The sequence below is a fragment of the Curvibacter cyanobacteriorum genome, from assembly GCF_028649475.1.
GTDB classification, from domain to species: domain Bacteria; phylum Pseudomonadota; class Gammaproteobacteria; order Burkholderiales; family Burkholderiaceae_C; genus Curvibacter; species Curvibacter cyanobacteriorum.
In genome coordinates this window covers 151475-169781 of record NZ_JAQSIP010000004.1, presented here as the reverse complement: position 1 = coordinate 169781, position 18307 = coordinate 151475, and the positions used below count along the sequence as shown (strand labels likewise).

Below are 18307 nucleotides of genomic sequence, written 5' to 3'. Positions count from 1 at the left end.
GTTGGCGAGGTTGACTGGGAGACAAGGGAGAGCCCCTCGCTTCGCTCTGAACACGCAGTGCGCTGGCTGAGGGCGGAGGCCGGGATGGCGCCCCGGCGGGCGCCTCACTTTCTTTGTCTCGCCAAAGAAAGTAAGCAAAGAAAGGCGACCCGACTCACCCGCCCTGCTGCGCAGGGTCCGCTGCGCTGCTCGGCCAGGGCGGGGTCTCGCGAAACTCGCTTCGCTCAAACAGTCGCGAGCCCTTTTTCCGCCCCGGCCTACGCTGCTCGCCGGGTGAGACGGGCGGTCGAACACGGGCCCCAACGCCTGCTGCTGCGCAGCGGCGCCTCGCAACCCAGCTCGACCAGTGGTGGCCAAGTCGGAAGGGGCTGCCTTGGCTTTGGTTTTGGGTATGACCCAAACCTGAACTTGGGCCTCAACCCAATTGCCCGTTTCAGATCTTCCCCGAAAAGCACATTCGCCAGTGCGGTGGTGAGCTTGTCCGATCCCGCTTGTCCCGTGTGTCAGGGCCGAGCAGCGCAGCACCAGGGGGATAAGGACCCGCGACTGTTTGAGCGAAGCGAGTTTCGCGGGCCCCCCCCTGGTGTGAGCAGCGCAGGGGACCGCGCAGCGGCCCTGACTTCGGGTCGCCTTTTTTTGCTTACTTTTTTTGGCGAAGCAAAAAAAGTGAGGCGCCTGCCGGGGCGCAAACCCGGCCTCCGCCCTCAGCGAAAGCACTGCTTGTTCAGAGCGGAGCGAAGGGCAAAAAAGCAAGCCAAAGCCAAACCAAGCACTCATACCTGCCCCTCACGCCCCTCACGCCAGCGCTGCGCAAGCCCGGCAAACGCCAAGTAGATCACCGGCGTGGTGAACAGGGTCAGCAATTGGCTGACGATCAGCCCACCGACCATCGTCACCCCCAGCGGGTGGCGCAGCTCGCTGCCGGTGCCGCTGCCCAGCATCAGGGGCAAGGCGCCCAGCAGGGCCGCCAGCGTGGTCATCAGGATCGGGCGGAAGCGCAGCAGGCAGGCCTGGTAGATGGCCTCGCGCGGGGGCAGGCCCTGCTCACGCTCGGCCTCGAGCGCGAAGTCGATCATCATGATCGCGTTCTTCTTCACGATGCCGATCAACAAGATCACGCCGATGATGGCGATGATGCCCAGCTCCAGCCGGGCCACCAGCAAGGCCAGCAAGGCGCCCACCCCGGCGGACGGCAAGGTGGACAAGATCGTCACCGGGTGGATGTAGCTCTCGTACAGCACACCGAGCACGATGTACATGGTCACCACCGCCGCCAAGATCAGCAGCAAGGTGTTGGTCAGCGAGGCCTGGAAGGCCAGTGCCGCCCCCTGGAAGCCGGTCTCGACGCTGAGCGGCAAGTCCAGCGCGGCCACCTCGGCCTTGATCGCCTCGACCGCTTCGCCCAAGGATGCGCCTGCGCCCGCGTTGAACGAAATCGTGACCGACGGGATCTGGCCCGCGTGGTTCACGGCCAGCGACACCGGGCGCTCGCTGACCCGGGCCACCGCGCTCATCGGCACCTGCACACCGGTGCTCGACGTCACGTACAGGTGCTGCAGCGCCGACGGCCCGAGCTTGTAGCGTGGCGCCACCTCCAGCACCACGCGGTACTGCGTGGTCTGGGTGAAGATGGTCGAGATCAGGCGCTGGCCAAAGGCGTTGTAGAGCACTGCATCGATGCCCGCCACCGTGACGCCCAGGCGGCCGGCCGCATCGCGGTCGATCTCCACCCAGGCCTGCAGGCCTTGGTCTTGCAGGTCGCTGGCCACATCGGCCAGTTCGAGCCGGGTCCTGAGCCGCGCCACCAAAGCCTGCGAGGCCTTGGCCAGCTCGTCAGTGCGGGGCGACGACAGCATGAACTGGTACTGGGTGCGCGAGATGCGGTCCTCGATGGTCAGGTCCTGCACGGGCTGCATGTACAGCGCGATGCCCGGCACCGCCTGCAGGTTGGCCGACAGGCGCCGGATCACCTCGCTGGCGCTCGCGTCGCGCTCCTCGCGCGGCTTGAGGTTGATCAGCATGCGACCGGCGTTCAAGGTGGCATTGGCCCCGTCCACCCCGATGAAGGACGACAGGCTCTGCACCGCCGGGTCTTTGAGCACCTGCTCGGCCAGCGCCTGCTGGCGCTCGGACATGGCGGCAAACGAGGTGTCTTGCGAGGCCTCGGTGATGGCCTGGATCACCCCGGTGTCCTGCACCGGGAAGAAGCCCTTGGGCACCCACAGGTAGAGCAGCGCCGTCAGCACCAGGGTGGCGGCGAACGCCAGCAGGGTCAGGGCCTGGCGGTCCAGCACCCAGCGCAGCATGCGGCCGTAGTCCGCGATCATGCGGTCGAAAAAGCGGCCCGTGGCCTGGTACAGGCGACCATGGCTGTCCTCGGGCGTGTGGCGCAGGATGCGTGCGCACAGCATCGGCGTGAGGGTCAGCGACACCACCGCCGAGATCAGGATCGACACCGCCAGTGTGATGGCGAACTCGTGGAACAAGCGCCCCACCACGTCGGCCATGAACAACAGCGGGATCAACACCGCGATCAGCGAAATGGTCAGCGAGATGATGGTGAAACCGATCTGCTTGCTGCCCTTGAGCGCCGCCTCCAGCGGGGACTCGCCCTCCTCCACATAGCGCGCGATGTTCTCGATCATGACGATGGCGTCGTCGACCACAAAGCCGGTGGCAATCGTCAGCGCCATCAGCGTGAGGTTGTTGATCGAAAACCCCGCCAGGTACATGACGCCAAAGGTGCCGACCAGGGACAGCGGCACCGCCACCCCCGGGATCAGGGTGGCCGGCACGCTGCGCAGGAAGACAAAGATCACCATCACCACCAGGGCCACGGCCAGCATCAGCTCGAACTGCACGTCGGCCACCGAGGCCCGGATGGTGACGGTGCGGTCGGTCAGCACCTGCACCTCGACCGAGGCCGGCAGCGTGGCCTTGAGCTGGGGCAGCAGGGCCTGGATGCGGTCCACGGTTTCGATCACGTTGGCGCCGGGCTGGCGCTGCACGTTCAGGATCACGCCAGGCTGCAGGTCGGCCCAGGCGGCCAGGCGCAGGTTTTCAGCGTCATCGACCACCTCGGCCATGTCCTTCAGGCGGATCGGGTTGCCATTCTTGTAAGCCAGGATCAGGTTGGCGTATTCGGCCGACGACTTGAGCTGATCGTTGGCGTCCACCGTCGAGGCGCGTGAAGGGCCGTCAAAACTGCCCTTGGCCTGGTTCACATTGGCCGCGGTGATGACGGTGCGCACGTCCTCCAGCGACAGGCCCGCCGAGGCCAGCGCCACCGGGTTGGCCTGGATGCGCACGGCCGGGCGGCGCCCGCCCGCGATGGCCACCAGACCCACGCCCGACACCTGCGAAATCTTCTGCGCCACGCGCGACTCGACCAGGTCGTGGACGCGGATCACCGGCAAGGTCTTGGAGGTGATGGCCAGCGTCAGGATGGGCGCGTCGGCCGGGTTCACCTTGCTGTAGGTGGGCGGCATGGGCAGGTCGTTGGGCAGCAGGTTGCTGCCCGCGTTGATGGCCGCCTGCACCTGCTGCTCGGCGACATCGAGGGTCACATCGAGCGCAAAGCGCAAGGTGATGACCGAGGCTCCGCCCGAACTGGTGGAGGACATTTGCGACAGCCCCGGCATCTGGCCGAACTGGCGCTCCAGCGGGGCGGTCACCGCCGAGGTCAGCACGTCGGGGCTGGCACCGGGGTACAGGGTGGTGACCTGGATGGTGGGGTAGTCCACCTCCGGCAGCGCCGACAGCGGCAGCAGGCGGTAGGCCAGCAGGCCGACCAGCAGCAGCGCCACCATCAGCAAGGAGGTGGCCACCGGGCGCAGGATGAACAGGCGTGACAGGTTCATGCGCTCAGGCTCCGCGGGTCAAGCGGGCCGCAGGCAACAGGCAGGCGTGCATGGCTCAGCCCCCGCTTTCGCGTTGCTGGCGGCGTTCGCGCAGCTTCTGCAAATACGCTTTGCGCTCCTCGGGCGGCATGGCCATGAGTTTGTCGACCAGCTCAGGCGGCAGGCGGTCCATCCAGGCCGGTCGGGCGCCGCCCGCGGCCGCGCTGTCGGCGCCACCGACGGTGCCAGCCGACGGGGCCGGCGCCGCTGTGGACGGGGTGCCACCGGCGCTGGCGGCCGCAGCGGGCCCCGGCTTGGCCGCGCCCGGGGCGGCCGACGTGACGGGAGCGCTAGGGGTGATGGGAGCGCCGGGAGCGCCGGGAGCACCAGGAGCACCGGGAGCGCCGGGGGCCCCAGCGTCCGACACCGGCTTGCCGCCCCCAGCGGCGTCCGCCTTGCCCGCAGCCCCGGCACCACCGCCTGGGCGGTTTCGGTTGGCGGCGATGACTTCGACCTTGGCGCCTTCGCGCAGGCGGTCGGCGCCGTCGGTGACCAGGCGATCGCCGGGCTGGAGGTCGCCTTCGACCGCGACCCAGGCGCCATCGACCGCACCGGTGGTGACTTTGCGCAGGGTGACGCTGCTGTCTTCCTTGATCAGGTAGACAAACGTGCCCATGCTGCCGCGCTGGACCGCGTTGTTGGGCACCGCCAGGGTCTGGCTCAGGGTGTCCAGCTGCAGGCGGATGTTGACGAACTGGTTCGGGAACAGTGCGCCGTCGGCATTGGCCAACTCGGCCTTGAGCTTGATGGTGCCGGTGGCGGCATCGATCGCGTTGTCGGTGGTGATGACCCGGCCTTGCGCCAGGCGTTGGCGTTGCTCGCGGTCCCAGGCCTCGACCGTCAGGCCCCCGGCCTTGAGCTTGCGGTTGATCAGCGGCAGGTGGATCTCAGGCACCGCAAACACCACCGCGACCGGCTGGGTCTGGGTGATGCTGACCAGGCCCGTGGTGTCGCTGGCGCGCACCGTGTTGCCCAGGTCCACCAGGCGCAGGCCGAGGCGACCGCTGATGGGCGCGGTGATGCGGGTGTAGGACAGCTGCAGCTTGGCGTTGTCCACCAGCGCCTGATCGGTCTGCACGGTGCCGCGCAACTGGGCCACCAGGGCCTCCTGGGTGTCGACCTGCTGACGCGCAATCGAGTCCTTGGCCAGCAGGTCCTTGTAGCGGGCCAGGTCCAGCTCGGCGTTGCGCAGCTGGGCCGCATCACGGGCCAGCTGCCCTTGCACCTGGGCCAGCGCGACTTCGTAGGCGCGCGGGTCGATCTCGGCCAGCAAATCGCCGGCCTTGACCTGCTGCCCTTCTTTGAACAGCACGCGGCGCAGCTCGCCGTCCACCCGCGAGCGCACGGTGGCGGTGTTCAGCGCCGTGACGTTGCCAATGGCGGTGACGGTGACCCGCACGTCCTGCAGGCGCGCGGCCTGGGCCGACACCGGTTGAGTGCGGCTGCCACCGGGTCGCCGGCCCCCTCCGCCCGGGGCACCGCCTGGGGCCGTGGCCGCGCCCTCGGCCCCATCGGCCCCGGCGCTGCGGGCCTGCCAGAGGTACCAGCCGCCCCCCCCGCCCGCCAGCAAGACCAGGGCCAACAGGCCCCAGACCCAGCCACGCGAACGGCGCCGGGCCCGCCCGGGCGCGGTCGCGGGGCGGTCGGCCGGGCTCAGGGGCCGTTGGGGCGGGGCCAGAGGCGCCAAAGCGCTGGGTTCAGGGCGGTCAGCGGGATCGTGGGGTTCGGTCATGGGCAGGCGTTCAGGCTTCGGACAGGGCCAGGCGAAGGAGGGCAGACAGCAGGTGGGAGAGGCCGCGCAGGACTCAGCGCCAGGCCACCCCGCCCCGGTCAGGTCGACGGGCCCGGGGGCCGACGTCCAGCGTCCGGCCTGCGGCACCCACCGCCGATCAGGCGACAGCGGCCCGCACCCCGTCAGGGCACGAACCCAACACAAATCATACTAAGCGCCGTTTGTCTCCGACTTGGTACACAGGCCGGGGTTTTACCTGGGTTTTACGGTCCGACGCCCTCCAGGGGTCTTGTCAGGGGGTGGACGGCGGTGGCGCGCCCCGCCGGCCCGGCGCGCTCACAACCAGCGCGCCAGCACGCTGAAAGCAAAGCTCAGCAGCAGGGTGGAGGTGAGCGGGATCTGCCAGTCGCGGCCCAGAAAGCGAAACTGAAAGTCCCCAGGCAAGCGCCCGAACCCCAGCTTGCGCAGCCAGGGCGAGATGCCGCTGAACAGCACCAGCACCAGAAAAGTGACGAGGATCCAGCGCAACACGGCTCAGAGCCTGTGGGTGCGGTCGCCGCGCACAAAACCCATCGGCGTCCAGTCCGGCGGCGTGCCGCGGCCCAGCGCGATGACCTTGAAGAACTCCCCCATCTCATGCTCGTTGATGAGCTTGAGCACCTGTGCCCGCTGCACCAAGTCGCCCTCGCCCTGCAGCTCGAGCAGGCCGCAGTTCAGCAGGAAGTGGGCCTGGGTGGTGTAGCCCAGGATGGCCAGGTCGGCCTCCTGCGCGGCCACCCCGATGCCGGTGAAGTTGACGTGGGCGGTGATGTCCTTGAGCCCCGGGTCGGCCAGCGGGTCGTCGTCGGCGACATGGGCGCGGTGGCACATGACGGTGCCCATGTGGCGCTGCGGATGGTAGTACTCACTCTCGCCAAAGCCATAGTCAATCAAGAAGATGGCACCTTGCTCCAGGTGGTCGGCCAGGGTGCGGACAAAGCCTTCACCCTGGGCATGGATTTCGGTCAGGTAGTCGTGGGGCCCCTCGATCTCCAGCGGTGGGCGCAGCGCCGTGGGCCGGTCGGCCCAGACCAGACGGCCGTCGTGCACGGCCACGCCGCGCTCGTGCCAGACCCCACCGACGCGCGCCAGCAGCTGCACCGGCATGGCGTCCAGCACCTCGTTGCCCAGCACCACACCGCGCAGGCGCTCGGGCAGTTCAGTGGCCCAGACCACGCGGTCGCCAAACGCTGCCAGCGCCGCCTGCTGGCGCTCGCGCAGGCTGCCCGACAGGTCGACGATGGTGTAGCGGCGCACCCGGTCGCCCAGGGCCTCCAGCACCTGGCGCGCCAGCGCGCCCGAGCCGGCGCCAAACTCCCACAGCTCATCGGTGCCGGTGACGTCCAGCGCCTCGCCCAGCTGGCGCGCCAGCGTGTGGCCGAACAGCGGCGACATTTCCGGCGCGGTGACAAAGTCACTGCCCGAGCCCGGCAGGCTGCCGAACTTGCGGCTGTCGTTGGCGTAATAGCCCAGGCCCGGCGTGTAAAGCGCCGCGGCCATGAACTGGTCAAAGCCCATCCAGCCGCCCTGGGCCGGGATGTCGCGCAGCAGCTGCGCCAGCAAAGGGTTGGCCACCGCGTCGGCGGGCGCAGGGGAAGGAGGAAAAGAAGAGGTGCTCACCCCGCTATTGTCCACGCGGGCGCCGGGCCCAGGGCCAGGCAGGCCCCCCACAAAGCCCCGCACCAGCAGCCGGGTCGCAGGCCATGGACAATCCAGCCCATGAGCTCAAGCGACACCCCCACCTCCCCCCGCACTGTGTTGGTGACCGGCGCCGGCCGCCGACTGGGCCGGGAAACCGCCCTGGAACTGGCCCGCCATGGCTGGCGCGTGGCCGTGCACTGCCGCCAGTCCCGCCAGGACGCCGACGAAACGGCGCGCCTGTGCAACGCCCTGACGCCAGGGTCGGTGGTGCTGGAGGCCGACCTGCAGGACGAAGCCGCGGTGCGCCGCCTGGTGCCGCGCGCGGTGGCCGAGCTGGGCAGCCTGGAGGCGGTGGTCAACAACGCCTCGCTGTTCGAGCACGACGATGCCGGCAGCTTTGGCTACGCCAGCCTGGAACAACACCTGCGCAGCAACACCGGCGCCCCGATCCTGCTGGCCCAGGCCCTGCACACCCATGTGCTGGCGCGCCAGGGCCAGGGGGTGGTGGTCAACCTGCTGGACCAGAAGCTCTGGAACCAGAACCCCGACTTCCTCAGCTACACCCTGTCCAAAGCGGCCCTGGAGGCGGCCAACACCATGCTGGCCCAGGCGCTGGCCCCGCAGCTGCGGGTGGTGGGCGTGGCACCGGGCCTGACCCTGACCAGCCACATGCTCAGCGACGACAAGTTCCAGCAACTGCATCGTTTGTCGCCGCTGGGGCGCTCGTCCTCGCCCGCCGACGTGGTGGCCACGGTACGATTCGCCCTCGAGAACCGCTCCATCACCGGCACCACCCTGCTGGTGGACGGCGGTCAGCACCTGATGCGCTTCGAGCGCGATTTTTCGCTCATGTGAGCCCCAACCCGTTGCCCAACGCCATGAGCTTCAACACCAAAGGCACCCAGATCCTCACCCTCACCGGCCTGCGCTTCGACGCCAACCTGGGCATTCTGGAACACGAAAAGACCGACCCGCAGCCGATCCAGGTCGACGCTGAACTGAACCTGGGCACCCAGCCGCTGCTGCCGGTCGATGACGACATCCACCATGTGCTGGACTACCGCAAGGTGCGCCAGATCATCATCAACGAGTGCACCGCCGAGCATGTGAACCTGCTGGAAAGCCTGATCGGCAAGCTGGCCCACCGCCTGATGCAACTGCCCGGCGTGCTGGGCGTGCGCGTGAAGATCGCCAAGCTCGAGATCTTTGAAGACTGCGAAGTGGCGATCCGCGTCGAAACCGGCCACTGGTAAAGACCGGCCCGCGGCGCGTCCTTTGCTGACGCCGAAAAGGCGACGGTGAGACAATACCGCCCATGAGTGCCGTATGGATTGATGACGAGGCTGCTGCGGCGGCTGACGTCCCGGATGCCCCGAACAAGGGCCTGAAGATCGAGCGTGAGACCCACAAGCTCGAGAAACGCCTGTGCCGCCAGGTTGGCCAGGCCATCGTCGACTTCAACCTGATCGAGGCCGGCGACCGCATCATGGTCTGCATGTCGGGCGGCAAGGACAGCTACGGGATGCTCGACATCCTGCTCAAGCTCAAGGCCCGCGCACCGATCGATTTCGAGCTGATCGCGGTCAACCTCGACCAGAAGCAACCCGGCTTCCCGGACCACATCCTGCCCGAGTACCTGGGCGGCCTGGGCATTCCGTTCCACATCGAAACCCAGGACACCTACTCCATCGTCAAGGAGAAGGTGCCCGAGGGCAAGACCATGTGCAGCCTGTGCAGCCGGTTGCGCCGCGGCATCCTGTACCGCGTGGCGCGCGAACTGAAGTGCAACAAGCTCGCCCTGGGCCACCACCGCGACGACATGCTGCAGACCTTCTTCCTCAACATGTTCTTTGGCGGCAAGCTCAAGGGCATGCCCCCGAAGCTGGTCAGCGACAACGGCGAATTCACCGTCATCCGACCGCTCGCCAATGTGGCCGAAAAAGACCTCATCCGCTGGGCCGAACACCGCCAGTTCCCGATCATCCCGTGCACCCTGTGCGGCAGCCAGGAAAACCTGCAGCGCAAGCAGATCGGCAACATGCTGCGTGAATGGGAAAAGAAGTTCCCCGGCCGCATCGAGAACATGTTCACCGCGCTGCACAACGTGGTGCCCTCGCACCTGATGGACGCACAGCAACACGATTTCAAGAACCTCAAGCCGACCGGCATCGCCGACGACAACGGCGACAAGGCCTTTGACGAAGAAGAGTTCCCCCAGACCAGCCCGGCCCTTGGCGGGCTGCAGGTGGTGCAACTCTGAGTCCGGTGAGCGGCGGCCCCCACCCGATGCCCAGGCCGCAGGGGAGCAGGAGAACACCATGAAGTGGCTTATTCCATTCTGGCTCGCGCTGACGCTGATGCTCAGCGGCTGCGCCAGCACGCGCTGGGAAGTCGAAAGCGACGTCGAGACCTACGCCACCGCCCCGGTGATCGCGCTGGGCAGCAGCTTCCGCTTCGAGCGCCTGCCGTCACAGCAGCAGGCCGCGCCGGCGGAGGTGCAGGACCGCATCGAGGCCCTGGCCCAGGCCGCCCTTGAAAAAGCCGGCCTGAAGCGCGACGACGCCAACGCGCAGTACAGCGTCCAGGTCGGCGTGCGCAGCACCACCGTGACCGACCCCTTCGCGCCCTACCCCTTCGGCGGCTGGCCGGGCTATGGCTGGTCGGGCCGGGTCTGGGCCGGCCGCGGCATGTACTACGGCTCGGGCACGCGCGGCCTGTGGGGCGGCATGCCCTATGCACCACCGCGCACCCTGCGCGAGGTGGCCGTGCTGATCCGCAGCCACAGCGACGGCCGCACGGTCTACGAAACGCACGCCGCCAGCGACGGGCTGACGCGCAGCGAAAGCGTCACCCTGGGGGCTTTGTTCGATGCGGCCCTGGCGGGTTTTCCGACCCCGCCCAGCGGGCTGCGCCGCGTCAACGTCGACGTGATGATGCCGCCCTGATGACCGGCGGGTGCCAGACGCCGGCCTAGAATCGGCTGGATGGACGTCACCCGCATCATTGCCATCCGACATGGCGAAACCGCCTGGAATGTGGACACCCGCATCCAGGGCCAGCTGGATATCCCGCTCAACGACACAGGTCAGTGGCAGGCCCGCCGCGTCGGCCAAGCCCTGGCCGGCGAGGCCGTGCAAGCCATCTACGCCAGCGACCTGGCGCGCGCCTGGCAAACCGCGGCCCAAGTGGCCGAGCACACCGGCCTGAGCGTGACCCCGCACCTGGGGCTGCGTGAACGCGGCTTTGGCGAGTTCGAGGGCAAAACCTTCGCCGAGATCGAAGCCCACCTGCCCGAACAAGCCCGCCTCTGGCGCACGCGCGACCCGGTGTTCGCGCCCGACGGTGGCGAGTCGCTGATCGTGTTTCGCCAGCGCGTGGTGGACACCGCGGCCGAACTGGCGGCCCGCCACCCCGGCGAGCAAATCGTGCTGGTGGCCCACGGCGGCGTGATGGACATCCTCTACCGCGCTGCCACCGGCCAGGAGTTGCAGGCCCCCCGGACCTGGGCCCTGGGCAACGCCGCCATCAACCGTCTGCTCTGGACCCCGCAGGGCTTCACCCTGGTCGGCTGGTCCGACACCCAGCATTTGCAGGACAGCCCCCTTGACGAAAACCATTCCTGACGCACTTTGGGGCCTGATCGGCCAGGGCGTGGACGCCATCGACACCCCGGCCCTGGTCATCGACCTCGACGCCATGGAGCGCAACCTGCAGCGCATGGTGGACTTCACGGCCAAGCACCAGATCCTGTGGCGGCCGCACGCCAAGATGCACAAGAGCGCCGAACTGGCGCGCCTGCTGATGAGTGCAGGGGCGGTTGGCGCCTGCGTGCAAAAGACCAGCGAAGCCGAGGCCCTGGCCGCCGGCGGCGTGACCGACCTCTACATCAGCAACCAGGTGATCGCACCGGCCAAACTGGCCCGGATCGCCACGCTGGCCGAGACCCTCGCGGGCCGTGGCGGCTGGCTGGCGCTGGCGGTGGACAGCGCGCTGGGCATTGAGCGCCTGGCCCAGGCCCTGCAAGGCCGCCGCGCCAAGGTGCGCGTGCTGGTCGAGATCGACGTCGGTCAGGGCCGCTGTGGCGTGCCCCCCGGCGAGGCCGTGCTGCCCCTGGTGCGCCAGGTGCTGGCCTGCCCACAGTTGGTGTTCGGGGGCCTGCAGGCCTACCACGGCCAGGCCCAGCACCTGCGCAGCCCCGTCGAGCGCCGCGCGGCCATCGCTCAGGCGGTGCGCGCGGTCAACCTGAGCGGCGAGGTGCTGCAGGCCGCGGGCATCCAAACCCCGCTGATCACCGGCGCCGGCACCGGCACCCTGGTGCTGGAGACCGCCAGTGGCGTCTATGGCGAGCTGCAGGCGGGCTCTTTCCTGTTCATGGACGCCGACTACGCCGCCAACGAGCGCGACCCGGCCCAGCCCCAGTTTGAACACGCCCTGTTCGTCAAAACCCAGGTGATGAGCCGCAGCGCCCAGCACGCCGTCTGCGATGCGGGCCACAAGAGCCACGCGATCGACTCGGGCCTGCCCACGGTGCACACCTGGCCCGGCGAGCCCGCGCTGCGTTTTGGCAACGGGGGCGACGAACACGGCCTGCTCTACCCGACCCAGGCGGGCCAGACCCTGCCCGCGCTGGGCCAGACCCTGTGGCTGATCCCCGGCCACTGCGACCCCACGGTCAACCTGCATGACTTCATGGTGGGCGTGCGCGGCGGCTTGAAGCAGGGCACGGTGGAGCGCATCGTGACGGTGGACGCGCGCGGCGCCGTGGGCTGAGCTGAGACACCCTCACGCGCAGAGAACGCCGCGCGCACACCCAAGCCACGCCACAGCGCACGGCGCCAGTTCAGCGAACGGAGCGGGTTGGGACGGGTTGGGGCAGATTGGGCCAGGCAGGACAAGGCGGCGCGGGCCCGCGCCGCTGAGGCCAGCGCCCCTGCGTGCGCCCGGCGCCTCTGAGCGCCTCTGAGCGCCTCTGAGCGCCTCTAACCGCCTCTGAGCGCCCCTGAACGCATCTGAGCGCCCCAACTGGGGCATTGGGCCTGGGGCCTCAGGCCTCGACCGCGGGTTCGCTGCCGCCGCCACTGCCTTTGGGCGGCGTCACCCCCAGGTGGCGGTAGGCCGCCAGCGTGGCGATGCGTCCGCGCGGCGTGCGCTGCAGGTAGCCTTGCTGGATCAGGTAGGGCTCGATCACGTCTTCAATCGTGCCGGACTCCTCGCCAATGCTGGCGGCGATGTTGTCCAGGCCCACCGGGCCGCCATCGAAGCGGTGGATCACCGCCTCCAGCAACTTGCGGTCCATCACGTCAAAGCCCTGCGGGTCCACGTCCAGCATGGTCAGCGCGCGCTCGGCCATGGCGCGGGTGATGCGGCCGTCGCCCTTGACCTCGGCGTAGTCGCGCACCCGGCGCAGCAGCCGGTTGGCAATGCGTGGCGTGCCGCGCGAGCGGCGCGCAATCTCGAACGCCCCGTCCTCGTCGATGGGCGTGTTGAGCAGGCCCGAGCTGCGCCGCACGATGCGCTGGAGTTCCTCGGCGGTGTAGAACTCGAGCCGCGCCACGATGCCAAAGCGGTCGCGCAGCGGGTTGGTCAGCATGCCCGCGCGCGTGGTGGCGCCCACCAGGGTGAAGGGCTGCAGGTCGAGCTTGATGCTGCGCGCCGCCGGCCCCTCGCCGATCATGATGTCGATCTGGTAGTCCTCCAGCGCGGGGTAGAGGATTTCCTCCACCACGGGGGAGAGCCGGTGGATCTCGTCGATGAACAGCACATCGTTCTTCTCGAGGTTGGTCAGCAACGCCGCCAGGTCCTTGGGCTTTTCCAGCACCGGCCCACTGGTCTGGCGCAGGTTCACGCCCAGCTCGGCGGCGATGATGTGGCTCAGCGTGGTCTTGCCCAGGCCCGGCGGGCCGAACAGCAGCACATGGTCCAGCGCCTCGGCGCGCTTGCGCGCCGCGCCAATGAAGATGTCCAGCTGCTCGCGCACCTTGGCCTGGCCCACGTACTCGTCCAGCAGCTTGGGGCGCAGCGCGCGTTCAATGGCCTCCTCGTGGGGCGAGGTGGGGCCGGCCGACACGACACGGCGGTCGGGTGGGGGCGGCGCGGAGGCGAAGTTGTCGGTCTGGATGGTCACAGCAGCAGGCAGGCAGGGGGCCGTAAGGGGAAAAGCGGGTCGGGTCAGGGGCCCTCGGAGGGGCAGGTTCCCGCCGCCACGGCCCTGACAAAGCGCGGGGCCGCGGCGGCAAACCCGACTATAGCGCTGCCCCAGCCCAGCCTGGGGCGCGCACCAGCCGAGCCGTTGGTGCCAGGGGCTCAAGTGTGGCGCGCGGCTGCCGATAATCCCGTCATAGCGGATCACTTTTTGTCTCAGCGTGGCCCTGCGGCCCCGCCCCTGTGCTGGCCCAACATGAACCATAACCAAGCAAGCGCCTCACCTGGCCCACAACCGGGCCTGCCCCAACGGTCACCCCTGTCTCGCGCACTGGTGATCCTGGGCTGTAGCCTGGGCCTGCTGTCCGCCACCGGCCACGCCGCCGATGCCCATGGCAGCGACCACAGCGCCAAGCCCGCGCCCAAGGCCGCCCCCGCCGCGGGCGCCGACAAAGCCGCCGCCAACGACCTGGCCAGCCGCATCCGGGAGGGGGTGGACCGCAACAACCAGGCGGGCAAGGGCGCCAAGGGCGAAGGCGCCACCGTCATCGAAGTGCGCATGCCCAAGGCCGTGACCAAGCCCTCGGGCGCCTTGGCCAACCCGGTGGACTCACGCCGCGCGGCCAGCACCGAGGCCGCGCACCGTGAACCCAACAGCCGTGAAGCCCTGCGCGCCAAGGCCATGGCAATGGCCAACGGCGAGAAGGCCGAAGGCCACGAGGAAAAAGAAGACACCCACGGCCACCATGGCAGTGCCCACTGGGAGTACGAAGGCGTCAACGGCCCCGCCGCCTGGGGCAAGATGCAGCCCGAGTTCAGCACCTGCAGCCTGGGCCGCCGCCAGTCGCCCATCCACATCCTGGACTCGGACACCCTGGTCGGCCCGGCCGAACCCCTGCAGGTGCGCTACATGCCCAGCGGCGGCTCGGTGGTCAACAACGGCCACACCCTGCAGGTGGACCTGGACCCGGCCTCGCCCAACACCCTGACCGTGCGCGGCTCCACCTACAAACTGATCCAGTTCCACTTCCACCACCCGGCCGAAGAGAAGGTCAACTACAAGGGCTTCTCGATGGTGGCCCACCTGGTGCACCGCAACGACCAGAACCAGCTCGCCGTGGTGGCGGTGCTGATGGACCCGGGCCCGCCCAGCCCGCTGATCAACAAGGTCTGGACCTACATGCCGCTGGACACCCAGGACCGGGTGCAGGTGCCCCCGGGCAGCATCAACCTCAGCGAGTTGCTGCCGCAGGACACGCGCTACTACCAGTTCCTGGGCTCGCTGACCACGCCGCCCTGCACCGAGGGCGTGCTGTGGATGGTGCTCAAAACCCCCATGACCCTGAGCACCGAGCAACTGCGCCTGTTCGCCAAACTGTTCCCCAACAACGCCCGCCCGACCCAGCCGCTGAACGGCCGCGTGGTGCGGGAAGTGCCTTAAACCGGCCACCAGCCCAGGGCCCTTCGGCCGCCCCGGCTCAGCCGCCGGCCGCGGCGGGGCGGCACTCGGCCAGGAAGGCCGCGATCAGGCGCGACTCGCGGCGCTCCTGCAGGCAATACAGGTACTCCACCAGGGACGGCAGCTCGTCCGCCAGCGGGCGACTCACCAGGTCGGGGTGGCTGCTGACCTCGTGGCGCGCGAACACGCTCACGCCCATGCGCCGGATCACCGCTTCGCGGATGGCCTCCCGGCTCGCGATGTCCATCACGCTGCGCGGCTGCACACGGGCGCGCGCCAGCGCATCCTCGGTGATCTGCCGGGTGGTCGAGCCACGCTCGCGCAGGATCAGGTCACACCCCGCCAGGTCGGCCAGGTGCAGCGCGGGGCGCAGGGCCAGCGGGTGCTCGCGGTGCAGCAACAGCACCAGCGGGTCGGCCCCGAGCATGACCCGGTGCAGGCGCGGGTCGGTCTCCAGGTGCGATGAGGTGGCCAGGTCCACCTGGTAAGCCAGCAGCGCATCGACCATCTGACGCGAGTTGCCCGCGCCCAGGCTGACACTGACCTGGGGGTGGCGGGCGCGCACCCGCTGCACGATGTCCAGCACGTAATACGGCGCCGTGGCGCCCAGGCGCAAGTGGCCGCGCGGCAGCTCGCCCGACTCGCGCAGGGCGAACTCGACCTGGATCTCCTGCTGCAACAGCCGGTCCACCTGGGGCAGCAACTGGGCCCCCTCGTCACTGAGCGACAGGCGCCCGCCCTGGCGGCGGAACAAGGCCACGCCGTAATGCGCCTCAAGCGCCTTGATCTGGGTCGTGACGGTGGGCTGGCTCAGGCCCAGTTGCTTGGCTGCCTGGGTCACGCTGCCCAGCCGGGCCACGGTGAAGAACGATTTGAGCTGGGTGACAAACATGGCAGGAACCCGGGTAAAAAAAGGGCCGTGGACAGGGGGCGAACAGGGCGCCCCAGCGCCAAGCCGACCCCGAAATCATGGCAGAAACCCGCCCTGCCAGCCCGGGGGTCGCGGCACGCAAATCTGCCTATGGGGCCTTCAAAAAATTGCCGTTGTGTGACACGGGCATTTCACACGCGCTGCCTACAGTCCCTCCCCAGGTCCGAGCCCCGGCCCAGACCGGCTCCCCCCCTCAGTCAACCCAACCAAACGACCTTCACATGCGCACCACCTTGCTCCAATGGGCCCGCCGCCTCGGCCTGGCCACCACCGTGCTGGCCTCGGCCCTGGCCGCCTCGGCCGCCCTGGCGAAAACCGAACTGCTGGTCTACACCGCCCTGGAAGCCGACCAGATCAAGGCCTACAAGTCGGCCTTCGAGCAGGACCACCCGGAGATCGAACTGAAATTTGTGCGCGACAGCACGGGCATCATCACGGCCCGCCTGCTGGCCGAGAAAGCCAACCCGCAGGCCGACGCGGTGTGGGGCCTGGCCGCCACCTCGCTGATGCTGCTGGACAAGGAAAACATGCTCCAGCCCTATGCGCCCAAGGGCCTCGAGGCCGTGCGCGCCAGCATGCGCGACCCGCGCGCCACCCCGACCTGGGTCGGCATGGACCTGTGGTCTTCGGCCCTGTGCTTCAACACCGTCGAGGCCGCCAAGCGCAAGCTGCCCACCCCGACCGGCTGGGCCGACCTGACCCGCCCCGAGTACAAAGGCACGCTGACCATGCCGCACCCCGCCTCCAGCGGCACCGGCTTCCTGATGGTCTCGGCCTGGCTGCAAATGATGGGCGAAGAAAAAGGCTGGGCCTACATGGACGCGCTGCACCAGAACATGGGCGTCTACACCCACAGCGGCTCCAAGCCCTGCCGTCAGGCGGGTGCCGGTGAGTTTCCGGTGGGCCTGAGCTTTGAGTACCGCGCCAACAAGACCAAGAAGGACGGCGCCCCGATCGACATCATCTTCCCCAAGGAAGGCCTGGGCTGGGAAGTCGAAGCCACCGCGGTCATGAAGACCAGCAAGAAGCAGGACGCCGCACGCGCCCTGGCCGACTGGTCCGTCACCAAGAAGGCCAACGAGCTGTACGCCGCCAACTTCGCCGTGCTGGCCCTGCCCCAGGTGCAGGAGCGCCTGGAGTTCGTGCCCTCCGACCTCGAAAAGATGCTGGTCAAGAACGACTTTGTCTGGGCCGCCGCCCAGCGCGACCGCATCCTGACCGAGTGGGCCCGCCGCTACGAAGCCAAGGCCGAAAAGAAGTAAGCCCCTGCCCCTGCGCAGCCCCCCGAGAACCCGAGCCCCGGCATGCTTTCCATCCAACACATCACCAAGCGCTACCGCGCCCAACCCGTGCTGCGCGGCATCGCGCTGGACGTGGCGCCCGGTGAGTTCATCAGCCTGCTGGGGCCCTCGGGTTGCGGCAAGACGACCTTGCTGCGCATCCTGTGCGGCATCGAATCGCCCGACACGGGCAGCCTGACGCTGCGTGGCGAGGACATCACCGCCTGGCCCGCCGCGCGGCGCCGCTTTGGCGTGGTGTTCCAGAGCTACGCGCTGTTCCCCAACCTCAGCGCAGCGCAGAACGTGGCCTTTGGGTTGCAGGACCTGCCACGCGCCCAGCGCGCCGAACGCGTGGCCGAGATGCTGGCCCTGGTTGGCCTCGGCGATCAAGGGCACAAGGTGCCGTCACAGCTGTCGGGCGGCCAGCAGCAGCGCGTGGCGCTGGCGCGCGCGCTGGCGCCGCGGCCCGAGTTGTTGCTGCTCGACGAGCCGCTGAGCGCGCTCGACGCCCAGGTGCGTGGCGGCCTGCAAGCCGAGATCCGGCGCCTGCAGCAGCAGCTGGGCATCACCACCGTGATGGTCACCCACGACCAGGACGAAGCCCTGTCCATGGCCGACCGGGTGGTGGTGATGCACGAGGGCCGCATCGAGCAACAAGGCACGCCGCAGCAGCTCTACGCGCGGCCCGAAACCCGCTTTGTGGCCGGCTTTGTCGGCCGCATGAACCTGCTGCCCGCGCGCGTGGTGGCGGCCAACCGCGTCGAAGTGGGCCACACCCGGCTGCACTGCGACACGCAGGCGTTTCGCACCGGCAGCACCCTGCTGCTGGGCCTGCGGCCCGAGGCGGTGCAACTGCACCGCGCGGACACGCCCCCGGCCGGTGCCACCGACAACCGCGTGCGGGCCCGCCTGCTGGAGGCCCAGTTCCATGGCCCCACGGCCCTGCTGCGCCTGCACTGCGACAGCCTGCAGGCCACCCTGGACGCCCACTGGCCCACCGGCGTCGATGCCCGCCTGCCCGACTGGCTGCACGGCGAGCTGCTGCTGGACCTGCCCGCCCCGGCCCTGCACACGCTGCCCCTGCCTGAATCGACGAGGCGCGCCGCATGAACTGGCCCCTGAACCCAAGCCCCGCCCCTGCGGTGCCGCTCGCCCCCTTGGCCCCGGCCGGGGGTCCCACCCGGG

At 69.0% G+C, this 18307-nt stretch carries 15 protein-coding genes; 9 read left to right on the top strand and 6 right to left on the bottom strand.

Annotated elements, in window-relative coordinates; translation table 11 throughout:
* Positions 1-773: 773 nt before the first annotated feature.
* The 4 genes from PSQ40_RS10345 to PSQ40_RS10330 form a co-directional block, all read right to left on the bottom strand.
* The gene (locus PSQ40_RS10345) at positions 774-3860 is read right to left on the bottom strand and encodes an MdtB/MuxB family multidrug efflux RND transporter permease subunit (RefSeq protein ID WP_273951330.1); all 3087 of its coding nucleotides are present in this window, start codon (positions 3858-3860) and stop codon (positions 774-776) included.
* Between the two features lie 55 nt (positions 3861-3915).
* On the bottom strand, positions 3916-5631 hold the full coding sequence (locus PSQ40_RS10340) for an MdtA/MuxA family multidrug efflux RND transporter periplasmic adaptor subunit (RefSeq protein ID WP_273951328.1): 1716 nt from the start codon (positions 5629-5631) through the stop codon (positions 3916-3918).
* A 336-nt stretch (positions 5632-5967) separates the two neighbouring features.
* Entirely contained in the window at positions 5968-6162 is a 195-nt protein-coding gene (locus tag PSQ40_RS10335; RefSeq protein WP_273951327.1) for a DUF2905 domain-containing protein, read from the bottom strand.
* A gap of 3 nt (positions 6163-6165) precedes the next feature.
* Positions 6166-7188 (bottom strand): class I SAM-dependent methyltransferase, encoded by a 1023-nt coding sequence (locus PSQ40_RS10330; RefSeq protein WP_273951735.1) that lies wholly within the window; start codon positions 7186-7188, stop codon positions 6166-6168.
* Positions 7189-7389: 201 nt separating this feature from the next.
* Here PSQ40_RS10330 and PSQ40_RS10325 point away from each other — a divergent pair, with 201 nt between their 5' ends.
* From PSQ40_RS10325 to PSQ40_RS10300, 6 genes are all read left to right on the top strand, one after another.
* Positions 7390-8166, top strand: a complete 777-nt coding sequence (locus tag PSQ40_RS10325; RefSeq protein ID WP_273951326.1) for an SDR family oxidoreductase — start codon at positions 7390-7392, stop codon at positions 8164-8166.
* A gap of 23 nt (positions 8167-8189) precedes the next feature.
* On the top strand, positions 8190-8564 hold the full coding sequence (locus tag PSQ40_RS10320) for a dihydroneopterin aldolase (protein ID WP_273951324.1): 375 nt from the start codon (positions 8190-8192) through the stop codon (positions 8562-8564).
* Between the two features lie 62 nt (positions 8565-8626).
* Positions 8627-9571 (top strand): tRNA 2-thiocytidine(32) synthetase TtcA, encoded by a 945-nt coding sequence (ttcA, locus tag PSQ40_RS10315; RefSeq protein ID WP_273951322.1) that lies wholly within the window; start codon positions 8627-8629, stop codon positions 9569-9571.
* A 58-nt stretch (positions 9572-9629) separates the two neighbouring features.
* Positions 9630-10256: a DUF4136 domain-containing protein gene (locus PSQ40_RS10310; RefSeq protein ID WP_273951320.1), complete on the top strand. Its 627-nt coding sequence runs from the start codon at positions 9630-9632 to the stop codon at positions 10254-10256.
* A 39-nt stretch (positions 10257-10295) separates the two neighbouring features.
* Positions 10296-10934 (top strand): histidine phosphatase family protein, encoded by a 639-nt coding sequence (locus PSQ40_RS10305; protein WP_273951319.1) that lies wholly within the window; start codon positions 10296-10298, stop codon positions 10932-10934.
* Positions 10915-12081, top strand: a complete 1167-nt coding sequence (locus PSQ40_RS10300) for a DSD1 family PLP-dependent enzyme (RefSeq protein ID WP_273951317.1) — start codon at positions 10915-10917, stop codon at positions 12079-12081. The genes PSQ40_RS10305 and PSQ40_RS10300 overlap by 20 nt, the downstream gene beginning before the upstream one ends.
* Positions 12082-12355: 274 nt before the next feature.
* Here PSQ40_RS10300 and ruvB read toward each other — a convergent pair whose 3' ends face one another.
* The gene (gene ruvB, locus PSQ40_RS10295) at positions 12356-13435 is read right to left on the bottom strand and encodes a Holliday junction branch migration DNA helicase RuvB (protein ID WP_273951316.1); all 1080 of its coding nucleotides are present in this window, start codon (positions 13433-13435) and stop codon (positions 12356-12358) included.
* A gap of 351 nt (positions 13436-13786) precedes the next feature.
* Between ruvB and PSQ40_RS10290 the strand changes: the two genes are divergently transcribed.
* Positions 13787-14893 (top strand): carbonic anhydrase, encoded by a 1107-nt coding sequence (locus PSQ40_RS10290; RefSeq protein WP_273951315.1) that lies wholly within the window; start codon positions 13787-13789, stop codon positions 14891-14893.
* 37 nt (positions 14894-14930) lie between these two features.
* On the opposite strand, the gene PSQ40_RS10285 is transcribed toward PSQ40_RS10290, so the two are convergent.
* Positions 14931-15803, bottom strand: a complete 873-nt coding sequence (locus PSQ40_RS10285) for a LysR substrate-binding domain-containing protein (protein WP_273951314.1) — start codon at positions 15801-15803, stop codon at positions 14931-14933.
* Positions 15804-16063: 260 nt separating this feature from the next.
* Here PSQ40_RS10285 and PSQ40_RS10280 point away from each other — a divergent pair, with 260 nt between their 5' ends.
* Positions 16064-17104, top strand: a complete 1041-nt coding sequence (locus tag PSQ40_RS10280) for a putative 2-aminoethylphosphonate ABC transporter substrate-binding protein (RefSeq protein WP_273951312.1) — start codon at positions 16064-16066, stop codon at positions 17102-17104.
* A gap of 42 nt (positions 17105-17146) precedes the next feature.
* Positions 17147-18232: an ABC transporter ATP-binding protein gene (locus PSQ40_RS10275; RefSeq protein WP_273951311.1), complete on the top strand. Its 1086-nt coding sequence runs from the start codon at positions 17147-17149 to the stop codon at positions 18230-18232.
* Positions 18233-18307 lie beyond the last annotated feature (75 nt).